Origin of the sequence: Leifsonia aquatica H1aii (genome assembly GCF_000633535.1) — a bacterium.
GTDB lineage: Bacteria > Actinomycetota > Actinomycetes > Actinomycetales > Microbacteriaceae > Leifsonia > Leifsonia aquatica_A.
Genome location: NZ_AYMR01000007.1, coordinates 120,017 through 136,178 on the forward strand (window position 1 = coordinate 120,017; position 16,162 = coordinate 136,178).

Annotated in this window: 13 protein-coding genes; 5 read left to right on the plus strand and 8 right to left on the minus strand. The window is 72.0% G+C overall.

Annotated elements, in window-relative coordinates:
- Positions 1–22: 22 nt before the first annotated feature.
- Positions 23–667, plus strand: a complete 645-nt coding sequence (locus tag U870_RS0106170; RefSeq protein WP_025156540.1) for a TetR family transcriptional regulator — start codon at positions 23–25, stop codon at positions 665–667.
- Here U870_RS0106170 and U870_RS0106175 read toward each other — a convergent pair.
- Complete coding sequence (locus U870_RS0106175) at positions 648–1,025, minus strand: DUF3566 domain-containing protein (RefSeq protein WP_025156541.1); 378 nt, start codon at positions 1,023–1,025, stop codon at positions 648–650. The two genes, U870_RS0106170 and U870_RS0106175, sit on opposite strands and share 20 nt — an antisense overlap.
- Positions 1,026–1,223: 198 nt before the next feature.
- Here U870_RS0106175 and poxB point away from each other — a divergent pair, with 198 nt between their 5' ends.
- Complete coding sequence (poxB, locus tag U870_RS0106180) at positions 1,224–2,957, plus strand: ubiquinone-dependent pyruvate dehydrogenase (RefSeq protein ID WP_025156542.1); 1,734 nt, start codon at positions 1,224–1,226, stop codon at positions 2,955–2,957.
- 18 nt (positions 2,958–2,975) lie between these two features.
- Here poxB and U870_RS0106185 read toward each other — a convergent pair whose 3' ends face one another.
- The 3 genes from U870_RS0106185 to U870_RS0106195 all read right to left on the minus strand — a co-directional run bounded on the left by U870_RS0106185 (position 2,976) and on the right by U870_RS0106195 (position 6,126).
- Entirely contained in the window at positions 2,976–4,757 is a 1,782-nt protein-coding gene (locus tag U870_RS0106185) for an LCP family protein (RefSeq protein WP_025156543.1), read from the minus strand.
- Between the two features lie 128 nt (positions 4,758–4,885).
- On the minus strand, positions 4,886–5,395 hold the full coding sequence (locus U870_RS0106190; RefSeq protein ID WP_025156544.1) for a MarR family winged helix-turn-helix transcriptional regulator: 510 nt from the start codon (positions 5,393–5,395) through the stop codon (positions 4,886–4,888).
- A 182-nt stretch (positions 5,396–5,577) separates the two neighbouring features.
- A complete protein-coding gene (locus U870_RS0106195) occupies positions 5,578–6,126 on the minus strand; it encodes a hypothetical protein (RefSeq protein ID WP_025156545.1) in 549 nt (182 codons plus the stop codon).
- A gap of 104 nt (positions 6,127–6,230) precedes the next feature.
- Between U870_RS0106195 and U870_RS0106200 the strand changes: the two genes are divergently transcribed.
- A complete protein-coding gene (locus U870_RS0106200; RefSeq protein WP_025156546.1) occupies positions 6,231–6,809 on the plus strand; it encodes an NADPH-dependent FMN reductase in 579 nt (192 codons plus the stop codon).
- A gap of 80 nt (positions 6,810–6,889) precedes the next feature.
- On the opposite strand, the gene U870_RS0106205 is transcribed toward U870_RS0106200, so the two are convergent.
- On the minus strand, positions 6,890–7,771 hold the full coding sequence (locus U870_RS0106205) for a helix-turn-helix transcriptional regulator (RefSeq protein WP_025156547.1): 882 nt from the start codon (positions 7,769–7,771) through the stop codon (positions 6,890–6,892).
- Positions 7,772–7,864: 93 nt separating this feature from the next.
- Here U870_RS0106205 and U870_RS0106210 point away from each other — a divergent pair, with 93 nt between their 5' ends.
- Positions 7,865–8,746, plus strand: coding sequence for an aldo/keto reductase (locus tag U870_RS0106210; RefSeq protein ID WP_025156548.1), 882 nt, complete (start codon positions 7,865–7,867; stop codon positions 8,744–8,746).
- Positions 8,747–8,764: 18 nt separating this feature from the next.
- Positions 8,765–9,781 carry an aldo/keto reductase gene (locus U870_RS0106215; protein ID WP_025156549.1) on the plus strand — a complete coding sequence of 339 codons (1,017 nt, stop codon included), beginning with the start codon at positions 8,765–8,767 and terminating at the stop codon, positions 9,779–9,781.
- Positions 9,782–9,904: 123 nt separating this feature from the next.
- On the opposite strand, the gene U870_RS0106220 is transcribed toward U870_RS0106215, so the two are convergent.
- From U870_RS0106220 to U870_RS0106230, 3 genes are all read right to left on the minus strand, one after another.
- Complete coding sequence (locus tag U870_RS0106220) at positions 9,905–10,681, minus strand: DNA-formamidopyrimidine glycosylase family protein (RefSeq protein WP_025156550.1); 777 nt, start codon at positions 10,679–10,681, stop codon at positions 9,905–9,907.
- 39 nt (positions 10,682–10,720) lie between these two features.
- Positions 10,721–15,367, minus strand: coding sequence for an ATP-dependent helicase (locus U870_RS0106225; RefSeq protein WP_025156551.1), 4,647 nt, complete (start codon positions 15,365–15,367; stop codon positions 10,721–10,723).
- 99 nt (positions 15,368–15,466) lie between these two features.
- Complete coding sequence (locus U870_RS0106230) at positions 15,467–16,117, minus strand: alpha/beta hydrolase (protein WP_025156552.1); 651 nt, start codon at positions 16,115–16,117, stop codon at positions 15,467–15,469.
- Positions 16,118–16,162: the final 45 nt, after the last annotated feature.

Consider the following 16,162-nt stretch of genomic DNA (forward strand, 5'->3'; position numbering starts at 1 on the left):
CAGCGTTCACTATAGTGGGATCGTGACGGGAATCGAAAGCGGACGCAGGCACACGCGCGACGACGTGGCGCGCACGGCGCTGCGCATCCTGGACGACCACGGCCTGCCCGACCTCACGATGCGCCGCCTCGCTGCCGCCCTCGAGGTGCAGCCGAGTGCGCTCTACTGGCACTTCCCGAACAAGCAGTCGCTGCTCGCCGACCTGTCCGACCGGATCGTCGCCGGTCCCGCCGGGGTCGTGACGGTGTCGGAGACCGAGTGGACGGACGGGGTCCGTGCGGAGGCCGCCGCCCTCCGCGACGCCCTCCTCGCCTATCGTGACGGTGCCGAGGTCGTCGCCAGCACCCTCGCGCTCGGTCTCGGCTCGCGCGGCGCCCTGGACCGCCTGGAGGCCGCGGTCATCCGCGGCGGCTTCGACCCGGAGACCGTACGGCGCGCCGCGACGGCGCTGCTCCACTTCGTGCTCGGCCACGTCTCGCACGAGCAGCAGCGCCTGCAGTACGACAGTCTCGGGGTGCTGGCGGAACCGGCGGATCCCGCGGCGGCAGCCGAACCCGGCTCGCGTGCCGCGGACGATCCCGCGGCGGATTTCGCCTTCGGCGTCGGCCTGCTCGTCGGCGGCCTGGAGCAGTTGCGCGCTGCGGAGGTCAGTCGCCGCCGAACGTGACCTTCCACCCGCCGACCACGGTGGTCGCGAGGTTGAACAGTGCGGCGACGATCGCGCCGAGCGCGGAGACCACGATCAGCTCGAGCAGCGCCACCACCAGGGTGAAGGTCATGAAGTTCGGGAACGTGAGTCCCGAGACGAGCTGGGCGCCCTGTGCGCCGGCCACACTCTCCAGGAAGTCATGGGCCGCACCGACGGCGCCGAACTTGTCGAGCGCGGCCCAGAGCAGCAGGGCCAGCACGACGATGATGGCCGCGATGATCAGACTGACGAGGAACGAGATCTTCAGCGCCGACCAGAAATCGATGTAGACCAGGCGCATGACGGCGCGCTTCGACTGCTTCGTGCGTGCCGACATCCCGGACACCTCCCCGTACTGCTGCCGACGCGCAACGCGAGCCGGTCCCCACGGGTCAGTCTAACCGTCGCGCCGAGCCGGGGCGCGCTGGTCGCCCGTGTGGTCGGCGGCGGCGCACCGGCGCCGTGACCCCTCGTCAGGGCCGGAACCGGGGGCGTAGCGTGGAGGCATCGCCCGCCGAACGTGAGGAGCCCCGTCATGCCGACCGTCGCCGACACCATCGTGGAGATCATCCGGGACGCGGGGGTGAAGCGCGTCTACGGCATCCCGGGCGACTCCCTCAACGGCTTCACCGACGCGCTCCGCCGGTCCGGTGATGTGGCGTGGGAGCACGTGCGGCATGAGGAGGCGGCCGCGTTCGCTGCGGCGGCCGAGGCGGCGCTCACCGGCGAACTGGCGGTCTGCGCCGGCAGTTGCGGGCCGGGCAATCTGCACCTCATCAACGGTCTCTTCGACGCGAACCGCAGCCGGGTCCCGGTGCTCGCGATCGCGGCGCAGATCCCCGGCCCCGAGATCGGGAGCACCTACTTCCAGGAGACGCACCCGCAGGACATGTTCCGCGAGGCGGCGGTCTACACCGAGCTCGTGTCCATCCCCGAGCAGCTGCCGCGCGTGCTCGAGATCGCCATGCGCACGGCGGTGGAGCGTCGCGGCGTCGCGGTCGTCGTGGTCCCCGGCGAGATCTTCCTGAAGGAGAGCGCGGGCCGTCGCAAGTCGGCGCCCATCCTCTACTCGCCGCGGGTCACCCGCCCGACGGACGGGGAGCTGCGCGCCGCCGCCGACATCCTGAACGGGGCGAAGAAGGTCACCATCCTGGCCGGCGCCGGCGTCGAGGGCGGCCATCCCGAGCTGATCCGCCTGGCGGGCGCCCTCAAGGCCCCCGTGGTGCACGCGCTGCGCGGCAAGGAGTTCATCGAGTACGACAACCCGTACGACGTCGGCATGACCGGGCTGCTCGGCTTCTCGTCCGGCTACCGGGCGATGGAGTCGTGCGACGCCCTGCTGATGCTCGGCACCGACTTCCCCTACCAGCAGTTCTACCCGTCGAAGGCGACGATCATCCAGGTGGACCTCCGCGGCGAGAACCTCGGCCGCCGCACCCCCGTCGACCTCGGCCTGGTCGGCAGCGTCAAGGACACCGCGGAGGCCCTGCTCCCGCTGCTGAAGGAGCGCACCGACACCAAGCACCTCGACTCCTCGACCGCGCACTACGCCAAGGCTCGCAAGAGCCTCGACGAGCTGGCGGTCAACGACCGCAACCGCACGCCCATCCACCCTCAATACGTCGCCCGCCTGATCAGCGAGCTGGCCACCGACGACGCCGTCTTCATCCCCGACGTCGGCTCGCCCGTCGTGTGGGCAGCCCGCTACCTGCGGATGAACGGCAGGCGGCGGCTCATCGGCTCGTTCTCGCACGGCTCGATGGCCAACGCCCTCCCGCACGCGATCGGTGCGCAGGCCGCGTTCCCCGACCGGCAGGTGGTCGCGCTCGCCGGGGACGGCGGTCTCGCGATGCTCCTCGGCGAGCTGCTGACGCTGCGCCAGAACAGGCTCCCGGTCAAGATCGTCGTCTTCAACAACTCCTCCCTCAACTTCGTCGAGGTGGAGATGAAGGCGGCCGGCTTCGTCACCTTCGGCACCGGTCTCGACAACCCCGACTTCGCCCAGGTGGCGCAGGCGATCGGCCTGCACGGTCAGCGGGTGGAGAAGCCCGACGAGCTGGAGAGCGCCCTGCGCACCGCGTTCGCGCACGACGGGCCCGCCCTGGTCGACGTGGTGACCGCCCGCCAGGAGCTCAGCATTCCGCCCGCGATCACTGCCGAGCAGGTGAAGGGGTTCACGCTCTACGCGCTGCGCACCATCATGTCGGGTCGCGGGGACGAGCTGGTCGACCTCGCCGACACCAACATCTTCCGGCGGCTGTTCGACTGACGGGCGGCCGCGGCTCGCTCAGTTGATGCAGACCGTGTCGCTGTAGGTCTTCGCCGGGCCGGACGGGGTCGGGGTCGAGGCGGGCGCCGAGCCCGAGCCGGACGACGAGCCCGAGGAGGCCCCTCCCGCGCCCGGCATGATGCCGTCGTCGCCGAGCACGACCGTGACGCCGGAGACACTGCCGGTCTCCTGCACGGAGGCGCCGGGCAGCAGGGCCGCGACCGCCTTCGCCTGCGCCTCCTGGCCGGACGGGTACTGGATGGTCGTCGTCGCCGTGGTGTCCGCGTCGCCCGGGGTCCCGGTCTTGAAGCCGGCGGCCGCGAACGCCTGCGTCGCAGTGGTGGCGGCGCCGTTCTGGCTCCCGCCGTTGAGCACGGTGACCGTGGTGTCGGCGGGCTTGGCGGCCGTCGCCTTCTCGTAGGCGCTCGGGGTGCCCATCAGGCTCTGGATGAAGGCGGGCATCGCCGCGGTGTCGACCTGGACGATCGAGAGGTCCTCGCCGTCGACGGTGATCGTGGGCGTGCCGGAGATCGGGATGGTCGCCGACTGGATCTTGCCGCCGGTGAGACCCTGCAGCTGGGTGGCCAGCTGCAGGAAGTTGAGGCCGGGATCCGTCTCGATGGAACCGCTGACGGCGTCGAGTACGTTCGTCAGCTTGCCGGGGTTGAGCAGGGTGCCGGCGGAGAGGAACTTGTGCGCCTCCACCGAGAGGAAGTACTGCTGGCGCACCACGCGGTCCAGGTCGCTCCGGGGCAGACCGTGGCGCTGCCGCACGAACGAGAGGGACTGCTTGGCATCGAGGGTGGAGACTCCGGCCGGGAAGTTCGCGCCCGAATACGGGTCGTCCACCGCCTCGTTCAGGCAGACCTGTACCGGGCCGAGAGCCTGCGCGATGGTGTAGAAGCCGAGAAGGGACACGCGCACGTAGTGGTCGATCGACAGGCCGGTCAGGTTCTGCACGGTCTGGATCAGCAGCTTCGCGCCGCTCGTGGAGTCCGTGCCGCCGCCGCCGAGGGAGAACGCGGCGTTGAGCTTGTTCATGCCGTGGCCGGGCACATCCACCCAGGAATCGCGCGGCAGCGAGATCAGGGTCGCCGACTTCCCGTCCGCCGGGATGTGCAGGATCATCATCGTGTCCGTGTTGGTGCCGCCGCCGTCGTCGGTGGTGCTCAGCTGCGCGAGCTCGGCGGCCGATGCGCCCTCCGGGCGGTGGTCGTCGCCGACGAGCAGGATGTTCTGCGCCGTGCCGTCGACATCCTTGCCGGACTTCGAGATGACGTCCACGTGGCTGACGCCGTTGACGAAGCGGAAGTAGCTGTAGGCCGCGTACCCGCCGAGGACGACGAGCAGCACCGCGAGGGTGCCGGCCGTCCAGGCGACGATCCGCTTGGTGCGACGCCGCTTGCCTGCCGGGCGACCGCGCCGGCCGGGGCGGTTGCCGCCGCCGTCGCCGCCCGAGCCGTCTCCGCCGCGCCCGTCTCCGCCGTGCCCATCCCCGCCGCGCCCATCCCCGCTGCGCCCGCCGCCGCGCCCGTCTGCGCCACGCCCCGGGCCGCGACCGCCGCCGGAGCGATCACCGACGGCCTGGCCGCTGCCGAAGGGGTCGAACCCGCTGCCGGACGCACCGGACGCGGCTCCCGCCCCTCCCGCACCCGAGCGCACCTGCGACGCGGGCCGGGTGGCCCGGACCGGCCGCCGGGGGTCGACCGCGGGCGCGCGTCCGAAGACCTCGGTCGCCGGCTCGCGGGGTTCGTCGCGGCCGTCGGCGCCGGGGTTCTCGGGGAGGTTCGGTCGTCGCACATCAGAACGCTAGAGGGCGCAGCCTGAAGAGCCCCTGGTTTCCGCGGCGTTCCCGACGAATCGCCAGGGTTTCCGGTCGTCGCTCCCAGGCGGACTCCAGCGAGGGCCGGCCCCCGCTGCGAGAACGCTCAGTCCCCGTCGTCTCCGGGGCAGGTCTCGTCGTCGGCTCCGGTCATCGCACGGGTCATCTGCTCGGAGATGGCGAGCAGGGCCTCCTGCTGCTCGGGGGTGAGCGCGTCGTACAGGATGCGCCGGATGGTGGCGGTGTGCTCGGGCAGCGCGCGCACGACCACGCGGCGGCCCTGCCCGGTGAGCTGGATCCAGCTGGCCCTGCGATCCTCGGAGCACTCCTGACGCTCGACCAGCCCCCGACCGGCCATCCGGGTCACCTGGTGCGAGACACGGCTCTTCTCCCAGCCGGTCACGGCGACGAGGTCGCGCACCCGCAGCCGGCGCCCGGGGGAGCGCACGAGCGCCATGAGCACCTCGAGCTCCGAGATCGAGATGCCGTCGTCGCGCTGGAGCTGCGCATCGAGCGTCCGGTCGAACCCGCGGCGCATCAGATAGAACGCGTGGAAGAGCTGCTCTTCGTCGGCGCTGAGCTTGCGCGGGTCCGGCTGCGTGCGCGCGGTGGGCATACGCCATCCTTGCACGCGGTCGCGCTGCCCGGGCCGGCTCTCCCCTTCAGCGCCCTCCCCGCCATCGCCCGCGCATTCCGCCGCCACCCGCGCATTCCAGAGATCCGCCGGGATCGGGTCGCGATCTCCGGCCGAGAACTCCGGATGAACGGAGGCAGCCCGCGCGGAGCACGTCCCTGCGATCAGTGCGCGAGCTGCTCCAGGAACACGACCAGCACACCGAGGGCGACGATCGCCACAAGGACGAGCAACTGCTTCCACCCGCCGAGGCCGGTGCGCGACACGGCGATCCTGGCCACCACGGCGAGGGAGGCGATCAGCGCGACGATCGCGGTGATCATGGCGGCACGGATGCTGATCGTGCCCGTGATCGCGAGCAGGAGGGCCGCCACGGGCACCACCATCACGGCGAGGGCGCGCGACGCGACCGCAACCAGGTGGCGGAACTCGCGCGGGGTCGGCAGCGTGTTGTGGACGATCATGTGCGACACGAGATCGGACGCCAGTCCGGCCAGCAGCACGCCGACGACCGAGATCAGCAGCGTCCACAGCACGGTCGGCGGGTCGAGCGATTCGCCGTGCGCGTTCATCGCCATGAGGATCGCGAGGGCGGTGAAGGTGACGTAGATGCGCTCCCGCAGCCGGTCGCCTGCCTGGCGCCGCTCCTCCTCCGAGGCGTCGGAGGGGAGGTTGATGTCGTCGTCGGGCTGGGGCGGGTGCCGCGGATCCATGCGACGAGCCTAGTCCGGCGCATTCCGTCGGCGTGCCGGGAATGCCGCGCGGGATTCCACGGTTCGCACACGGTGACACGTCACCTAAAAATCGAAGGATGGACATGACGAAGATCGCGATCATCATCGGCAGCACCCGCCCGGGACGCAACGGCGAGGCCGTCGCCCGCTGGGTCCACGAGCACGCCGCGAAGCGCACGGGCGTCGAGTACGAGCTCGTCGACCTCGCCGACTGGAACCTCCCGCACCTCGACGAGGCGATGCCGGCCGCGATGGGACAGTACGCCAACGACCACACCAAGGCCTGGGCGGCCAAGATCGCCGAGTTCGACGGCTACCTGTTCGTGACCCCGGAGTACAACCACAGCACGTCCGGCGCGCTCAAGAACGCGATCGACTTCGTCGGCGCCGAGTGGGCCAACAAGGCCGCCGGCTTCGTGAGCTACGGCGTCTTCGGCGGCGCCCGCGCCGTCGAGCACCTGCGCCTCGTGCTGTCGCAGCTGCAGGTCGCGACCGTCAGCGCCTTCGTCGGTCTGAGCCTCGCCCACGACTTCGAGAACTGGTCGCTCAAGCCGACCGCGCAGCAGGAGGCCGCCCTCACCCCGCTCTTCGAGCAGCTCGAGTCCTGGTCGGCCGCCCTCGAGACCGTCCGTACCGGCGCCCTCGAGACCGCCGCAGCCTGATCGGCGACCGCCGAGTACGCGGATTCTCCGCGTACTCGGCGGTCTCGACCTCACTTCCTGCGTACTCGGCGGGCCCGCTCTCAGGTCTCGGGCGCCGGGGTCGCGGCACGGTCCGCCGCCTGCGTCGCCGCCCACGCGGCGAGCAGGGTGAGGGCGTCCTCCGACGGGGTCCCGGGGTCGGCCGTGTAGACGTTCACCCGCAGACCGGGATCGCCCGGCAGCTCCAGCGCCTCGAAGGCGAGATCGAGATCGCCGACGATCGGGTGGTGGATCCGTTTGCGGCCCGTGCGGTGGTAGCGCACGTCGTGCCGCGCCCACCGGACGCGGAACTCCTCGCTGCGGGTGGAGAGCTCGCCGATCAGATCGGTGAGGTCGCGGTCGTACGGGTTGCGGCCCGCCGCCTGCCGCAGGATCGCGACGATGTCGTCGGCGGCCTGCTCCCAATTCGAGTAGAAGTCGCGGGCCTTCGGGTTGAGGAACGTGAACCGCGAGTTGTTCGGCGGCTGCACGGTCTCCGCCATCAGGTCCAGGTAGAGCGCGCGCCCGAGCTCGTTGGCGGCGAGCACATCGCCGCGATCGTTCCTGATCCAGGCCGGGGCGGTCACGATCGCGTCGATCACCCGCTGGAGGCTCGGCCGCACCGTCGTCGGGCTGCGCCGCCTCCGAACGCGCGGCGCGACATCCGCCGCCCGCGCCAGATCGTACAGGTGGGAGGTCTCCGCCTCGTCGAGCTGCAGCGCCCGGGCGAGGGCCTCCAGCACGCTGTCCGAGGCGCTGGAGAGGCCGCCGCGCTCGAGGCGGGTGTAGTAGTCGACGCTCATGCCGGCGAGCATCGCGACCTCCTCGCGGCGCAGCCCCTTCACCCGGCGGTTGCCGCCGTACGCGGGCAGCCCCGCCTGCTCGGGCGTGATCCTCGCGCGACGGGAGGTCAGGAACTCCCGCACGTCGTCGCTGTGCGTCATGGTCTCGACGCTAGCCCCGAACGGGCGGGCGAGGGAGGCTCTGTCGTGGCCTCCCTCGGACCGGATCACCCTCCTAGCGTGAACAGCATGGTCATGGAACTCACTCTGAACAACGGCATCACCATGCCGGCCCTCGGCCTCGGCGTCTTCCAGTCGCCGCCCGAGGAGACGACCGCCGCGGTCGCGGCCGCGCTCGCCACCGGCTATCGCCACATCGACACCGCCGCCGCGTACGGCAACGAGCGGGAGGTCGGCGAAGGCATCCGCCGGTCCGGACTCCCGCGCGAGGATGTCTTCATCGAGACCAAGGTGTGGGTCTCGGACTACGGCCACGACGAGACGCTGCACGCCTGGGAGAAGGCGACCGGCAAGCTGGGCGTCGAGACGCTCGACCTGCTCATCCTGCACCAGCCGGCGCCCGACCGGTTCGAGAAGACGATCGCCGCCTACGCAGCCCTCGAGGAGCTGCTCGCCGACGGACGCGTCCGCGCGATCGGGGTCAGCAACTTCATGCCGCACCACCTGGAGCGCCTGCTGGCCGAGACGGACGTCGTCCCGGCGGTCAACCAGATCGAGCTGCACCCCTACTTCACGCAGCCGGACGTGCAGGCGGCCGATGCCGCGAACGGCATCGTCACCCAGGCGTGGTCGCCGATCGGCGGCATCACCTTCTATCCCGGCTGGGGCGGGGAACGCCGGAATGTCATGCAGGATCCGGTCCTGGCGGAGATCGCCGCGGATCACGGCAAGACCCCGGCCCAGGTGATGCTCCGCTGGCACCTGCAGCAGGGGCGCTCGGCCATCCCGAAGTCGGTGAACCCCGGGCGCATCGCCGAGAACTTCGCGGTCTTCGACGTCGAGCTCTCGCCCGAGGAGCTGGCGCGCATCGACGGGCTGGACGCCGGTGTGCGCAACGGCCCCGACCCCGACGAGCCGCGTGTCGAGCGGTTCGCCATGGTCATCCCGGAAGCCTGAACGCGAGGAGATCACGACGTGGAACACCGCCTTCTCGGCCGCACCGGAGTGCGGGTCAGCCCGCTCTGCCTGGGCGCCATGATGTTCGGCCCCTGGGGCAACGACGACCGCGCGGACGCCATCCGCATCATCCACCGCGCCCTCGACGGCGGCATCGACTTCATCGACACCGCCGACGTCTACTCCGGAGGGGTGTCGGAGGAGATCGTGGGGGAGGCCCTGCGCGGCCGACGCGACGACGTCGTCCTCGCCACGAAGTTCTTCATGCCGATGGGCGACGACCCGAACCACCGCGGCGGATCCCGGCGCTGGATCATGCAGGAGGTCGAGAACTCCCTGCGCCGGCTCGGCACCGATCACATCGACCTCTACCAGGTGCACCGGCCGAGCCCGGACACCGATGTGGAGGAGACCCTCGGCGCCCTGACCGACCTCGTGCGGCAGGGCAAGGTCCGCTACATCGGCTCGTCGTCGTACTCGGGCTCCCAGATCGTCGAGGCGCAGTGGGCGTCGCGCACCCGCAACCTGGAGCGGTTCGTGACCGAGCAGCCTCCGTACTCGATGCTCGTCCGCGGGATCGAGGAGGACGTGCTGCCCACTCTGCGGCGGCACGGGATGGGCGCGCTCACGTACAGCCCGCTCGGCGGCGGGTGGCTCTCGGGCCGGTGGCGGACGGGCGCGGCCGGCACTCCGACGTCGGCGGCACGCCCGTCGGCGCGCTTCGACATGAGCACGCCGGCCAACCAGCGCAAGCTCGACGCCGTGGAACAGCTCGCCCTGCTGGCCGAGGAATCGGGGCTGACGCTGATCGAGCTGGCGATCGCCTTCGTGATCGCGCACCCGGGCGTCACTTCGGCGATCGTCGGCCCGCGCACGATGGAGCAGCTGGAGTCGTACCTCCCCGCCGCGGAGGTGACGCTCACCCCCGAGATCCTCGACCGGATCGACGCGATCGTCGCCCCCGGCGTGACCATCAACCCCGACGACAACAGCTACGGCGCCGCGGAGCTGACCCCCGCCTCCCGCCGCCGCTGACCGTGCCGCCCGCCCGTTCCGCTCCGCAAGCCGCCGAGCACGCGAATTCTCCGCGTACTCGGCGGTTTCGCCCCCACTTTCCGCGTACTCGGCGGTTCGTCGGTGCGCGGCGGGAGGAGCGGCTCAGATCTGGCAGGTAGGGCAGAAGTAGGTGACGCGCTCCTCGAGCTCGGTGCGCCCGAGTTCGGTGCGGCGAATGCGGGTGCCGCAGCGGCGGCACGGCCGGCCGCCCCGGCCGTAGACCCAGGTGTTGCGGCCGCGGCGGGTGTCTCCGGTGGTGACCCGGAGCGGTCGGTCGCGGTTCGCGACGATGAGGCGGTGGCCCAGGTCGACCGCGGCGGGGACGTCGGCCTCCGCCACCGGACGGGTGGGGAGCATCCCGCGCAGGAAGCACAGCTCGTTCGCGTAGACGTTGCCGAGGCCCGCGAGGTTCCGCTGGTCGAGCAGGGCAACGCCGATCGGGGTCTCCGGATGCGCGGCGATGCGCCGCACGGCCTCTTCCGCATCCCAGTCCGGGCCGAGCAGGTCGGGGCCGAGGTGTCCGACGACCTCCTGCTCCTTCGACAGCGGCACCACTTCGAGGATGCCGAGCAGGAAGCCGACCGCGTCGGCCTCCTCGGTCCGGAGCACCGCGCGCGCCTGGAACGCGGGATGCCGCCACCGCTCACCCGGCCGGTACACCTCCCACGAGCCCTCCATCTTGAGATGCGAGTGGACCGTGTGCTCGCCGACCCGCATCAGCAGGTGCTTGCCGCGGCTGAGCACCCCGTCGACGCGCTCGCCGGAGAGGTCGACGGTCGCGTAGCGCGGCACCCGGAAATCGGTGGCGGTCAGCACCCGCCCCTCCAGCGCCTCCCGGAGCCGACGAGCCGCCTGGTAGACGGTGTCACCCTCGGGCACGGTGCCTCCCGTGTCTCCGACTCGGAGCCGACGCCGGCGTCACGAGCGCAGGCGCAGGCCGCGCGGGATGGGCAGGAAGCCGGCCTCGGCGAGAGCGTCGCCGGTCGGTGTGCCCAGGATGAAGCCGCCGTTGACGCTCTCGACGGCGAGTTTGTCGACCCGGCGGCCGGTGACCAGCGCGGCGAGGGCGCGGGAGGCCGCGGCCGACCGCGCCGCCGCCTGGGGCTCGTCCGCGTCCACGAAGGACAGAAGGCTTTTGCCGCCGCGCTCGACGTACAACGTCAGCTCGCCGTCCACGAGCACGACGAGGGCGCCCGCCTTGCGGCCGGGCCGGTGCCCGGTGCCGGTCTCGCCGGGCACCGCCGGCCAGGGGAGGGCGGCACCGTACGGGTTGGCCGGATCGGTCGCGGCCAGTGCGATCGCGGCGTGCTCACGCTCCTGCAGGGGGTCGCGGGCGAAGCCGCGGAGCCGGTCGACGGTGGCGCCCGCCGCGAACTGTGCCGCTCCGAGCGTCTCGACGAAGTAGCCGCGGCGGGCACGCCCCGTCTCCTCGAAACCGCTCAGCACCTTGTAGGCGAGCGCGAAGCCGCCCGGCGTCCCCTCGTTCATCACGGAGCCGCGCGTCACCACGCCGTAGCGGTCGAGCAGGGTCTCCGCCTGTCCGTGCGCCCGCACCGTCGAGTCGAGGTCGCGCTCGGGCAGCAGCGACCAGCGCCCGGCGACGGTCGGCGGCCCCATCCGGGTGACCATCGCGGAGCGGGCGGCGGCGCGCCCCCGGTACATCCGGGCCCGCGACGGTTGGCGCGGCCGCTTGTGCGCGCCCGACCCGCCGCCCGTGAGGGTGCGCAGCGGAGCGAGGGTGTCGTTGGTGAGGAGCCCGGCCCAGACCAGGTCCCAGAGCGCGGTCACGAGTGCGGCGTCGTCCACCGGTCCGCCCGCGGCGGCGCCCATGGCGTCGGACAACTGCCGGAAGAAGTAGCCGCCCCCGCGGGACAGCGCTTCGAGCACACCGCGCTGCAGCTCGTCCGGCTCGTGCTCGGCGGGCGGAGCGAGCGTCAGTGGTGCGGAGTCAGCCAGGTGGAGGCTCATCCAGCCGTCCGAACCGGGCAGCGAGCCATCGCCCGCCCAGATCACCTCGCCGGTCGCCGTGAGCTCGTCGAGCATCGTGGGACTGTAGTCGGCGACCCGGCTGGGCAGGACGAGGGACTCCCACGCGGAGGCCGGGATGCGGGCGCCGGCGAGCTGCTCGACCACCGACGCGACCGCATCGACGCCCCGCAGGGTGGAGCCGACGTGCTGCCAGTCGGGCAGGAACCGGGCGAAGGTCGCCGTGTCCACCGGCTCGACCTCGTGGCGGAGAGCCGCGAGCGACATCCTCCGCAACCGTCGGAGAACCTCGGCGTCGCTCCATTCGCTGCCGTGCGCGTGCGGCCGGAACTCGCCCTCGACCACACGGCCGTCGTGCGCGAGCCGGCGCAGCGCGTCGTGGACGATGGCGGTCCCGAGCCCGAAGCGGGCGGCGACCTCGGTCGTGTCGAACGGGCCGTGCGTGCGGGCGTAGCGGCTGACCAGATCGCCGAGCGGATCGTCGACCGGCTCGATGAACGCCACCGGGACGCCGATCGGCAGCGGCACCCCGAGGGCGTCGCGCAGGCGGCTCGCATCCTCGATGGCGGAGAAGCGCTCGACACCGGCGATGGTGACGGCCAGCGCCCGCTTCGTCTCCACTAGGGCCGCGAGGTGCAGCGCGGCCTCCTCCGGCGATGCCGGCGGCGCGGCGAGCCCGAGCTCGTCGTCGGCGCCCGGCTCCCCGCCCTGCAACCGCGCCGCGACCTCTTCCACGCTCAGCGGGCCGAGCAGGCGCAGCAGGTCGGCCACGCCTTCGACCCCGCGAACCCGGCGCTCCGGGTCGAGCCGCTGCAGCTGCAGCTCGACGCGGTCGATCACCGCGGGGTCGAGCAGCTCCCGCAGCTCCGCACGACCCAGCAGCTCGGCCAGCAGCCCGGCATCGAGCGAGAGCGCCGCCGCCCGGCGTTCGGCGAGCGGACTGTCGCCCTCGTACATGAACGCCGCCACATAGCCGAAGAGCAGGGAGCGGGCGAACGGCGACGCGGTCTCCGTGCTCGCCTCGACGATGCGGATGGTCCGCTGCTCGATCTGCTTCGCCACCTCGTCCAGTGCCGGCAGGTCGTAGACATCCTGCAGGCACTCCCGGATGGTCTCGAGGATGATCGGGAAGCTCGGGTACTTGCGCGCGACGTCCAGCAGCTGCGACGCCTTCTGCCGCTGCTGCCAGAGCGGCGACCGCTTGCCCGGGTTGTACTTCGGCAGCAGCAGAGCCCGCGCCGCGCACTCGCGGAACCGTGAGGCGAACAGTGCAGAGCCCCCGACCTCGCTGGTGACCAGCTCGTCCAGCTCCTGCGGTTCGAACACGAACAGCTCCCCGCCGGGAGGCTGGGATTCCGTGTCGGGAATACGCACGATGATGCCGTCGTCGGCGGCCATCGCGCCCGCGTCGATCCCGTAGCGCTCGCGCACCCGGGCCTGCACGGCCAGTGCCCACGGGGAGTGGACCTGCATGCCGTACGGGGAATGCAGGATGACCCGCCAGTCGCCCAACTCGTCGCGGAAGCGCTCGACGACGAGGGTGCGGTCGGTGGGGACGTGCCCGGTGGCCGTCTTCTGCTCGGCGAGGAACGCCAGCAGGTTGTTCGTGGCCCATGCGTCGAGCCCGGCCTCCACGCAGCGCAGTTCCGCGTCGGCCGGGGAGGCCGCGCTCACCTCGCGCTGGAAGGCGCCGACCGCGCGGCCAAGCTCGACCGGCCGGCCCAGTCCGTCGCCCTTCCAGAACGGCAGCCGTCCCGGCTCGCCGAACGCCGGGGTGACGAGCACCCGGTCGTGGGTGATCTCCTGGATGCGCCAGCTCGTCGAGCCGAGCGCGAACACGTCGCCCACACGCGACTCGTAGACCATCTCCTCGTCCAGCTCGCCGACCCGGCTGGCCTTCTCGCCGACCATGTAGACGCCGAAGAGCCCGCGGTCGGGGATCGTGCCGCCGCTGGTCACCGCGAGGCGCTGCGCGCCGGGACGCCCGGTGATCGCACCGGTGTCGCGGTCCCACACGACGCGGGGCCGCAGCTCGGCGAACTCGTCGGAGGGGTAACGGCCGGCCAGCAGGTCGAGTGTCGCGTCGAAAGCGCTGCGCGGCAGCGTCGCGAAGGGTGCGCTGCGCCGGACGGTGTCGAACCAGTCGTCCGCATCGAGCGCTTCGAGGGCGCAGGCGGCGACCGTCTGCTGCGCCAGGATGTCGAGCGGATTCGCCGGCACCCGGAGGGTCTCGATGAGGCCCGACATCATCCGTTCGGTGGCGACGGCGGAGTGGATCAGATCGGCCCGGTGCTTCGGGAACACGACCCCGCGGCTGATCTCGCCCACCTGGTGGCCGGCGCGGCCCACCCGCTGCAAGCCGCTCGCGACGGAGGGCGGGGCCTCCACCTGGACGACCAGGTCGACCGCGCCCATGTCGATCCCGAGCTCCAGGCTGGAGGTCGCGACGACACAGCGCAGCCGCCCGCTCTTCAGGTCGTCCTCGATGAGCGCGCGCTGCTCCTTGCTGACCGAGCCGTGGTGGGCGCGGGCCAGTACGAGCGCGTCCGCGTCGTCGGCGACCGCCTGGGTGCCCCGGGTCTGGCCGGAGCCGCCCATGAGCTCGGCGGGAGCGCGGCGCGGCGCGGCCGGGTCGAGGGCGCCGCCGAGCACGCGCTCCTCGTAGATCTCGTTCAGGCGGGCCGTCAGGCGTTCCGCCAGCCGGCGCGAGTTCGTGAACACGATCGACGAGCGGTGTTCGACCACGCGGTCGACGATCGCCTCCTCCACGTGCGGCCAGATGGATCCGGCCTGCGGCGGCGAGCCGTCGTCGTTCCCGCTGGCGAAGGTGGACGTGCCGAGCTCGCTCATGTCCTCGACCGGCACGACGACGCGCAGGTCGAACCGTTTGCCCGCGGGCGGAGCCACGACCTCCACCGGTCCGCGACCGCCGAGGAACCGTGCGACCTCCTCGGGAGGCCGCACGGTCGCCGACAGACCGATGCGCTGCGCGGGCTTCGGCAGCAGGGCGTCCAGGCGCTCCAGGGACAGCGCGAGGTGAGCTCCCCGTTTGGTCGATGCGACCGCGTGCACCTCGTCGACGATCACCGTCTCCACGGAGGTGAGCGTCTCGCGCGCCTGCGAGGTCAGCATGAGGAACAGCGATTCGGGGGTGGTGATCAGGATGTCGGGCGGGTTCGTCACCAACGCTCGCCGATCGGCAGACGGCGTGTCGCCCGATCGCACGCCCACGGACACGTGCGGCGGCTCCGCACCTAGACGCTTGGCCGTCTGCGTCACCCCGACGAGCGGTGCGCGCAGGTTGCGCTCGACGTCGACGCCGAGCGCCTTGAGCGGGGAGATGTAGAGGACGCGCGTCCCCTTCGGCGCGTCCGGCGGACGCTGCTCGCTCGCGAGCCGGTCGATCGCCCAGAGGAACGACGCCAGGGTCTTGCCGGACCCGGTCGGTGCGATGACGAGGGCGTGCCGGCCGTGCGAGATGGCCTCCCACGCCCCCTCCTGGGCGGGCGTGGGCGCGGCGAACGCCCCGCGGAACCATTCACGGGTCGCGGGGGAGAACCGATCGAGGACGTCGCCCATCCTCACCATCCTGCCCCCGACCGCCGACACCCGGAACCCGGAACCGACACCCGGAACCCGCGCGCGGCTCGCCGACGGCGCTGTGCGTGCTGTCGCCGGTCAGCGGGGGAGCTGGGCGCGGATGAACTTGGAGATGTCGCCGAGCTCGAGCGGCGAGATGCTGTGACCCATCCCCTCGTAGATCCGGGCATCCAGCGCGGAGTGCTCCGGCAGCCAGGCGGCGGTGCGGTCGATCGAGGAGGCCGGGATGGTGTCGTCCAGGGTCCCGCGGCCCCAGAACACCGGGACCGGATCGCGGCGGAGGGTGTCGTCGCCCTCCTGCTCGCCCTGCACCACGAAGCCGGAGAGCTGGACGGCGTAGTCGAAGCGCTCCGGTGCCAGCCGCAGCAGTTGCAGTGCCATCGCGCCGCCCTGGGAGAAGCCGAGCAGGCCGGTGGGGGCGACCGGCTGCTCGTCGAGCCAGTCGAGCACGGCGCGAGCGGCGGCGTCCGCGTTGCCGGCGAGCGGATCGCTGGGCACGTTCGTGAACCGCGAGAACCAGGCGAAGCCCGGCCCCTCCGGGATGGGCGCGCGCAGGGAGGCGATCACGGGCTCGAGCGGCAGGTACGCGGCGATGCCGAAGAGGTCCGCCTCGTCCGAGCCGTAGCCGTGCAGGAGCACGAGGAGCGGCCGGCCCGCCCGATCCTTCTCGCCGGCTGACCAGAGCACGGCATCGCGGTCGATATGGAGGTCGGGTGTGGGAAACGGCACACTGATCATTCTGTCCCCCCTGCGTAACCGCATCACAGCCCCCGA

What these genes read in the sequence shown, in the direction of transcription:
- U870_RS0106175 (WP_025156541.1), bottom strand. Translation starts at nt 1,025, where the DNA reads ATGTCGGCACGCACGAAGCAGTCGAAGCGCGCCGTCATGCGCCTGGTC.
- poxB (WP_025156542.1), top strand. Translation starts at nt 1,224, where the DNA reads ATGCCGACCGTCGCCGACACCATCGTGGAGATCATCCGGGACGCGGGG.
- U870_RS0106190 (WP_025156544.1), bottom strand. Translation starts at nt 5,395, where the DNA reads ATGCCCACCGCGCGCACGCAGCCGGACCCGCGCAAGCTCAGCGCCGAC.
- U870_RS0106195 (WP_025156545.1), bottom strand. Translation starts at nt 6,126, where the DNA reads ATGGATCCGCGGCACCCGCCCCAGCCCGACGACGACATCAACCTCCCC.
- U870_RS0106200 (WP_025156546.1), top strand. Translation starts at nt 6,231, where the DNA reads ATGACGAAGATCGCGATCATCATCGGCAGCACCCGCCCGGGACGCAAC.
- U870_RS0106205 (WP_025156547.1), bottom strand. Translation starts at nt 7,771, where the DNA reads ATGACGCACAGCGACGACGTGCGGGAGTTCCTGACCTCCCGTCGCGCG.
- U870_RS0106210 (WP_025156548.1), top strand. Translation starts at nt 7,865, where the DNA reads ATGGAACTCACTCTGAACAACGGCATCACCATGCCGGCCCTCGGCCTC.
- U870_RS0106225 (WP_025156551.1), bottom strand. Translation starts at nt 15,367, where the DNA reads ATGGGCGACGTCCTCGATCGGTTCTCCCCCGCGACCCGTGAATGGTTC.